Raw genomic sequence first — 7,872 nt, 5'->3', positions numbered from 1 at the left:
GGCTACGGTGGCTCGCGTGACGGTGGCTACGGCGCACGCCGCAGCGACGGTCCGCGTACGGCGCGTCGCGGCAGCTAAATGGGCCACGGGTGGCCAACCGCCGCCCCAAACTCAGAAGAAACCGGTGCTCATGCACCGGTTTTTTTTCGTCCCGGCCTAAATTTCACGATGTGGAAAATTTTTTTGCCTCGTAAAAAATCGTGCTGCGTGGCACAACAACGTCTATTGCAGCAGGGAAAATCTCATTTCTTAATGCGGAATGATACATGTAAATGATTGATTATAAAAAATAAAAAATCTCCAACAAAGCTCCCTCTGCGTCTATTTTGCGCATCTCCTTTTGCCTAGACTCTTATACAAGACTTCACGAAACGAAACGCCCTCGCGGCGCCCGCTTCTGGAAGACAGAGTTCACCGATCCCACATCTCAGGCAAACCAAGGAGAACACCATGACGTCACGCCAGGAACAAGCCCAGCAGCTCCAGCAACAATGGGAAACCGATCCGCGCTGGAAAGGCATCAAGCGGACCTACACCGCCGAAGACGTGGTGCGCCTGCGTGGCTCGATCCCGGTTGAGCACACGCTCGCCAAACGCGGTGCGGAAAAGCTGTGGCATAGCGTCAACACCGAGCCGTTTGTGAACTCGCTTGGCGCATTGACCGGCAATCAGGCCATGCAGCAGGTGAAGGCCGGTCTGAAGGCGATCTACCTGTCGGGCTGGCAAGTGGCAGGCGACGCCAATGTCGCAGGTGAAATGTACCCGGACCAGTCGCTATACCCGGCCAACTCGGTGCCGCTCGTCGTGAAGCGCATCAACAACACGCTCACCCGCGCTGACCAGATTCAATGGTCCGAAGGCAAGAACCCGGGCGACGAAGGCTATGTGGATTTCTTCGCGCCGATCGTGGCCGACGCTGAAGCCGGATTCGGCGGCGTGCTGAACGCGTTCGAACTGATGAAGGCGATGATCGAAGCCGGCGCCTCAGGCGTGCACTTCGAAGATCAACTCGCTTCAGTGAAGAAGTGCGGCCACATGGGCGGCAAAGTGCTTGTACCGACGCGCGAAAACATCGCCAAGCTGACCGCTGCGCGTCTGGCCGCCGACGTCTCCGGCACGGCGACCGTCCTGCTGGCCCGCACCGATGCAGAAGCGGCTGATCTGGTGACGTCGGACATCGACGATAACGACAAACCGTTCCTGACGGGCGAGCGCACGGTGGAAGGCTTCTACCGCACGCGCCCGGGTATCGAGCAGGCCATCTCGCGCGGCCTCGCTTATGCGCCGTATGCCGACATGATCTGGTGCGAAACCGGCAAGCCGGATCTCGAGTTCGCGAAGAAATTTGCTGACGCGATCCACAAGCAGTTCCCGGACAAGTTGCTGTCGTACAACTGCTCGCCGTCGTTCAACTGGAAGAAGAATCTGGACGACGCGACCATCGCCAAGTTCCAGCGCGAACTCGGTGCGATGGGCTACAAGTTCCAGTTCATCACGCTGGCCGGCTTCCACGCGCTGAACTACTCGATGTTCAACCTGGCGCACGGCTATGCCCGCAATCAGATGACCGCGTTCGTCGAAATGCAGCAAGCGGAATTTGCTGCGGCCGAAAAGGGCTTCACCGCCGTGAAGCACCAGCGCGAAGTGGGCACGGGCTACTTCGACGCCGTCACGCAAACGGTCGAGCGCGATGCGTCGACGACCGCGCTGCACGGCTCAACCGAAGACGAGCAGTTTTTCGACAAGAAGGTGGCGTAACACACGTCGGGCCTGCGGCGCGGGCCTGGCGGGAATCTGGGAGACAGTAGAGCACGCGGCAAATGCAAAGCGTGCCGGTTGGAAGCGGCGCGTCGGCCTTAACGCCGGCGCGCTTTTCCAGCGCGTTTCTCGGCCTTTGTTCAGCGTTTTTTCAGCGGCAGCGAAGTACGGAGCCGCAAGCGACGCCTCTCGCCCACCCACACTTCAGCGGTACACGATCACCGGAATCTTGGTATGCGTGAGCACCCGCTGCGTTTCGCTGCCTATCAGCAGGCTGCCGAGTCCTCGGCGTCCATGCGAGGCCATGAAGATGACGTCGCAGCCGCCCTTCTCCGCAGCTTCGATGATGCCCAGGTACGGTGAGGGATGGACGCTGGTGCGGCTGGTGACCGCGACACCCACGTTACGCGCGGCCCGCTCCACCTCCTGCAGATGCACACGTGCTTCGCGCTCGCTGCGTTCGAGAAAATCCACGGGCGGCTCGATCACCACCTCGGAGAACGGCGAGTAAGGATATTGCGGCAGGCACGCGTAAGCGGTGACGTCTGCGCCGACGGCCTGGGCGAGATCGATTGCGCCTTCGATCGCTTTGCGTGACAGGTCGGAACCATCGGTCGGAACCAGGATGTGCTTGAACATGCTGTTCTCCGTCGTCGACTGCGGCCGGACCGGCCGGCAAGCGGCGCCTGCCTCAGCAGGCGCGTGGCGGGTCCATCAAACGATTGTAGTGCGCCGAATCGACGGTGGCGGCAGCGTGCGGGTCTGTCCGCATATCGGAAACCCCTGCGCCGTCTTGCCTGGAGCCCCTAGCCCCAATAACTCGGATGCCCGTACGTATGCTTGAGAAAATCGAGAAACAGCCGAACCCGCAACGGCAAATGACGTCGCTGCGGGAACACCGCATGGATGCCGATGGGCGGCGCCGCGAACTCGTCGAGCACGCTGACGAGCCGGCCAGCGGCGATATCTGTACCGACCTCCCACCAGGAGCGCCAGGCGAGCCCATACCCTTCGAGGCACCAATCATGCAGCACTGCGCCGTCCGAACATTCCATCGTGCCGGAAACCTTGATCGACACCACCTTGTCGCCTTGCTGGAACATCCATCCGCGCTGCTGGTTGGCGCTCGCGCCCAGCGCCAGGCAGTTGTGATGCGCCAGATCGGCGAGGCTCTGCGGGGCGCTGCGGCGCGCCAGATAGGTGGGCGAGGCGACGCACACGCGGCGGTTTTCTCCCAGCCGCAGCGACACCAGCGACGAATCCGGCAATTCGCCCAGCCGCACCGCGCAATCGAAGCCTTCGTTGACGAGATCCACCAGCCGGTCGGACAGATCGAGCGTGATGGACACGTCCGGATGCGCCACGGTGAAGGCCGGCACCAGTGGCGCGACGTGCCGGCGCCCAAAGCCTGCCGGCGCCGACACCCGCAGATGACCGCTCGCCTTCACGCCGCCGGCCGAGACGCTCGCCTCGGCGTTCTGCATGTCGTGGATGACGCGCTGGCAGTCTTCGAGAAACGCCGAGCCTTCGAAGGTCAGCGTGATCTTGCGGGTGGTACGCACCAGCAGCTTGACGCCCAGCCGCTCTTCGAGCGCGTCGATGCGGCGGCCGATGATGGCGGGCGCCACGCCCTCAGCCTGTGCCGCCCCCGAGAGGCTGCCCTTGGCCGCCACGGTGACGAAGGTTTCGATCTGCTTGAAACGGTCCATGGATGGTTGGAACCGGGCGCGCCCAATAAGCGCGCACGAAAGTGGGGATGCGCGACAGATTAGGTGGATGAAAGTAAAAGATCAAGTGATGTTTAGCCTCTTTTTTAGCACTGAGCATCACAAATACAATCCGTTTTGACCTCGAACTGGAGCGCACGGCAATGTCGGCCACAACGACACACTTTCCCAAAGCAGTCATTTTCGACGCCTACGGCACGCTGTTCGACGTGCATTCGGTCGTCGCTGCGGCGGAGCAGATGTTCCCGGGCCACGGAGACGCGCTCTCGCAGTTGTGGCGCCAAAAGCAAATCGAATATACGCAGTTGCGCACGCTCGCCGATCCGGCCGGCGGGCGCTATCAGCCGTTCTGGAACATCACGCTCGACGCCCTGCGCTTTGCCGCGCACAAGCTCGGTCTCACGCTTAACCGCGCCGCGGAAAAGCGCCTGATGGATGAATACGCGTGCCTGTCCGCTTTCCCGGATGCCGTGGCGGTGCTGCGTGAGTTGCGTCAGCATCCGCCAGCAGGAGTGCCGCTCGGACTAGCGATCCTGTCCAACGGCAATCCCCAGATGCTCGACATCGCCGTGAAAAGCGCCGGCATGACGGGCCTGTTCGACCACGTACTTTCAGTGGATAGCGTGCGCGCCTACAAGCCGGCTCAGGCGGCCTATACGCTCGGCACACAGGCATTTAGCGCGCCGGCGCGGGAGATCGTCTTCGTCTCGTCGAACGGCTGGGACGCCGCCGGTGCGAACTGGTTTGGCTACACGACGTTCTGGCTCAACCGGGCAGGCGCGCCCGCCGAGGAGCTTGGCGTCACGCCGCACGGCACAGGTAGTCGGATGGACGATCTGCTGGCTTTTCTACGAACTCCGTTCTAGCAAACCCGGGAAGCGCCCGACAAAGGCAGCAGCCGTACCCGCCACAGCCCTGGCGCGTAACGACCACTGCCCCCCACGGACGCTCCCCATCACAACAACCCACGCAGAACACCGCGCAAACGCAGTGCATTCCAACATTTGCATCTTTGCAATCTGACCGACCAAGGAGAAACCATGGCGAATCCGCTTTCATCGTCGCAGCTGCCGCAGGGCATGGAAATCACGGCTGATATCAAGCCGGGCTATGAAACCATCCTCACCCGCGAAGCACTCGAACTCGTCGTTGCGCTGCATCGTACGTTCGAGCCGCGTCGCCAGGCGCTGCTGAAAGCGCGTGTCGAACGCACCAGGCGCCTCGACGCCGGCGAGCGCCCCGACTTCCTCGCCGAAACCAAGGGCATCCGCGAAGGCGACTGGAAGATCGCGCCGCTGCCGCAGGATCTGCAATGCCGCCGCGTGGAAATCACCGGGCCGGTCGAGCGCAAGATGATCATCAACGCGCTGAACTCCGGCGCGGATTCGTACATGACGGACTTCGAAGATTCGAATGCACCGAGCTGGGATAACCAGATCACCGGCCATATCAATCTGCGCGACGCCGTGCGTCGCACCATCTCGCTGGAACAAAACGGCAAGTCGTACAAGCTGAACGACAAGATCGCTACGCTGATCGTGCGTCCGCGCGGCTGGCATCTCGACGAGAAGCACGTAAAGGTGGACGGACAGCGCGTATCGGGCGGTATTTTCGATTTCGCGCTGTTCCTGTTCCATAACGCGAAGGAGCAACTGGCGCGCGGCACGGCACCCTACTTCTATCTGCCGAAGATGGAGAGCCATCTCGAAGCGCGTCTGTGGAACGACATCTTTGTCGCGGCGCAGGAAGTTGTGGGCGTTCCGCGCGGCACGATTCGCGCGACGGTGCTGATCGAAACGATCCTCGCCGCCTTCGAAATGGACGAGATCCTGTACGAGTTGCGCGAACACAGTTCCGGCCTGAACGCCGGCCGCTGGGATTACATCTTCTCCGCGATCAAGAAGTTCAAGACCGATAAGGACTTCTGCCTCGCCGACCGCTCGCAGATCACGATGACCTCGCCCTTCATGCGTGCCTATGCGCTGTTGTTGCTAAAGACCTGCCATCGCCGTAACGCACCTGCGATTGGCGGCATGAGCGCGCTGATCCCGATCAAGAACGATCCGACCGCCAATGACCGCGCGATGGGCGGCGTGCGCTCCGACAAGGCGCGCGACGCCGGCGACGGTTACGACGGCGGCTGGGTGGCTCATCCGGGCCTCGTGCCGATCGCGATGGAAGAGTTCGTCAAGGTACTCGGCGACCAGCCGAACCAGATCGGCAAGCAGCGCGCCGATGTACAGGTGAGCGCGCACGACCTGATGGATTTCCGTCCGGAAGCGCCGATCACCGAGGCGGGTCTGCGCAACAACATCAACGTCGGGATTCACTACCTGGGTTCCTGGCTCGCCGGCAATGGCTGCGTGCCGATCCACAACCTGATGGAAGACGCCGCCACCGCGGAAATTTCGCGCTCGCAAGTGTGGCAATGGATCCGTTCACCAAAGGGCGCGCTCGACGACGGCCGCAAGGTGACCGCGCAACTGGTGCGCGATCTGTCGAAGCAGGAACTCGACAAGGTGAAAGAGGCCGTGGGCGGAGATACGAAGCCCTACGAGCGCGCTGCGCAGATCTTCGAAGAGATGTCGACCTCGGAGCAGTTCACTGACTTCCTGACGCTGCCGCTGTACGAGGAACTTTGAAGCGCGGCCTTTGAGCCGTGGTGGTACGCCTTGAAGCGCCCCTTCAATGGGGTCTCAAGTGCGATGACGTTGCCACGCTGCTGCGCGATTGAGCAGCGCTGGTCACCTCGCTGACCGACCGGACGGCCCAGCAGGCGCATGCCTGCCGGGCCGTTTTTTTCTGCGTTAGCGCTGGCGCGACCGGCGATACGCGACCCAGTCACCCGAGCGGATCTCCGCCAGGCCTTTCACTGCGTTTTTGGCCACAGGATAAAAGCGGCACGCCGTCGCGGCGCCGTCGAGTTGCACGATCACCTCGCTCGCGACAAACAAACCTTCGACGCCCGGATAGATCTCTTCGATTTCGTCAAGCACGGCAATCAACTCCGCGGCGATTTCGTAGACCTCGCCCTGCACCGGTGTGCCCGCGTCATCAAGGATGAGCCCAGGGTAAGCGCCGAAATCGTACAAATGGCCGCGTACGGTGATTGTTCCAAGCAGCCGCGGCTCGGCGATATCGTGCCGCGCGGCGGCTTCGCCAATGTCGTTGATCTCGCCGGCACGCAAGGTGCCATAGACGAAAACCTTCTGCATCGTGGTGGTCCCTCCTGATTCAGCGGGCATTATGCCCTCACGCCGTCCATCTCCGCGGTTCATACGCGTTTGCTGATCAGGCTGACCGCCACGTCAGGCAGTTCGGACGCGACACCCTACAATGGAGTCACCCCGCGCCTACGGTTTCGCCCATCGGCTCTCCCATGCACTCGCCCACCGCTCCCTTCCTGTCGACACGGGTCGACTTCGCCGATATTCCGCCGGAATTCGCGCCGACACGCGTCCATCCCATCCGGGTACGGTCGCGGCCGATGCCAGCGGGTGTGCGTATCGCGCGTCACACTCACGCGTGGGCGCAGGTTGCGTATGCGTCGCGCGGCGTGCTGCGCATCGCAACAGCCGGCACCACGTGGATGGTGCCGCCGTCTCGTGCAATCTGGGTGCCGCCGCACGTGACGCACGAGGTGGTGATCGTCGAGGAAGCTTTTTTGCGGACGCTGTATATCGATGAACACGCTGTGCCGCCCGGCATGGATGCGTGCCGCGTGGTGGAGGTGTCGAACCTCTTGCGCGAAGTGATCGTCGCGCTCGACATGCCGGACCTGTCCGCGAGTCGCGAGCAGGTACTCGGCGCCCTCGCGCTCGACGAGCTGACGCGCTCCGAGCCGCTGCCGCTGTCCGTGCCCATGCCCAACGAAAAGCGCCTGCGTGCATTGTGCGAAGCGGTGATTGCCGATCCGGCCAGTTCCGATTCGCTCGAACAATGGGCCGCAAGCGTCGGCGCCAGCACCCGGACCATCGCGCGGCTGTTTCGTCAGGAACTCGGCGTGAGCTTTTCGCAATGGCGTCAGCAGGCTTTGCTGGCGCGCGCGATTCCTCTGTTGAGTCAGGGACGGCCGCTCGCCCACGTGGCGCAGGAACTCGGCTATCAGAGCCAGAGCGCCTTTTCGGCCATGTTTCGGCGGGCCTTTGGCAAGAGTCCGCGGGCCTTCATTGAACGTGATTCGGAACGTGACTCGGAGTACTACTCGGATCGCGACCCAGAACATGATGCGCAACGTGAAGCGCAGCGCGGCTCCGAACGCGAGGAAGCGGATCTGGAAGGCGATGCCCGCGATGGACAACGCATGCTGGATCAAGCGGGAGGATTGGCGGATGAGTTCGGACACGGCGCCGGATGATCCAGGCTGTTCAGGCTAGCAGCCTGACCG

The 7,872-nt window shown here is 62.3% G+C and carries 7 protein-coding genes; 4 read left to right on the top strand and 3 right to left on the bottom strand.

Annotated elements, in window-relative coordinates:
* Window positions 1-450 precede the first annotated feature (450 nt).
* Window positions 451-1,758: an isocitrate lyase gene (gene aceA, locus WCA85_RS03345; protein WP_424061758.1), complete on the top strand. Its 1,308-nt coding sequence runs from the start codon at window positions 451-453 to the stop codon at window positions 1,756-1,758.
* A gap of 204 nt (window positions 1,759-1,962) precedes the next feature.
* Here the strand turns inward: aceA and WCA85_RS03340 are convergent, their stop codons facing one another.
* Both WCA85_RS03340 and WCA85_RS03335 read right to left on the bottom strand, forming a co-directional pair.
* The gene (locus WCA85_RS03340) at window positions 1,963-2,397 is read right to left on the bottom strand and encodes a universal stress protein (protein WP_424061757.1); all 435 of its coding nucleotides are present in this window, start codon (window positions 2,395-2,397) and stop codon (window positions 1,963-1,965) included.
* A 167-nt stretch (window positions 2,398-2,564) separates the two neighbouring features.
* Complete coding sequence (locus WCA85_RS03335; RefSeq protein ID WP_424061756.1) at window positions 2,565-3,467, bottom strand: LysR family transcriptional regulator; 903 nt, start codon at window positions 3,465-3,467, stop codon at window positions 2,565-2,567.
* A 161-nt stretch (window positions 3,468-3,628) separates the two neighbouring features.
* On the opposite strand from WCA85_RS03335, the gene WCA85_RS03330 reads away from it, so the two are divergent.
* On the top strand, window positions 3,629-4,351 hold the full coding sequence (locus WCA85_RS03330; protein ID WP_424061755.1) for a haloacid dehalogenase type II: 723 nt from the start codon (window positions 3,629-3,631) through the stop codon (window positions 4,349-4,351).
* Window positions 4,352-4,525: 174 nt separating this feature from the next.
* Complete coding sequence (aceB, locus tag WCA85_RS03325) at window positions 4,526-6,127, top strand: malate synthase A (RefSeq protein WP_424061754.1); 1,602 nt, start codon at window positions 4,526-4,528, stop codon at window positions 6,125-6,127.
* A 165-nt stretch (window positions 6,128-6,292) separates the two neighbouring features.
* On the opposite strand, the gene WCA85_RS03320 is transcribed toward aceB, so the two are convergent.
* The gene (locus tag WCA85_RS03320; RefSeq protein ID WP_424061753.1) at window positions 6,293-6,700 is read right to left on the bottom strand and encodes a gamma-glutamylcyclotransferase family protein; all 408 of its coding nucleotides are present in this window, start codon (window positions 6,698-6,700) and stop codon (window positions 6,293-6,295) included.
* Between the two features lie 164 nt (window positions 6,701-6,864).
* Between WCA85_RS03320 and WCA85_RS03315 the strand changes: the two genes are divergently transcribed.
* Complete coding sequence (locus WCA85_RS03315; RefSeq protein WP_424061752.1) at window positions 6,865-7,842, top strand: AraC family transcriptional regulator; 978 nt, start codon at window positions 6,865-6,867, stop codon at window positions 7,840-7,842.
* Window positions 7,843-7,872 lie beyond the last annotated feature (30 nt).

This window comes from Paraburkholderia sp. (assembly GCF_049581445.1).
In the GTDB taxonomy this organism is placed as follows: domain Bacteria; phylum Pseudomonadota; class Gammaproteobacteria; order Burkholderiales; family Burkholderiaceae; genus Paraburkholderia.
This window is presented reverse-complemented; position numbering and strand designations above follow the sequence as displayed.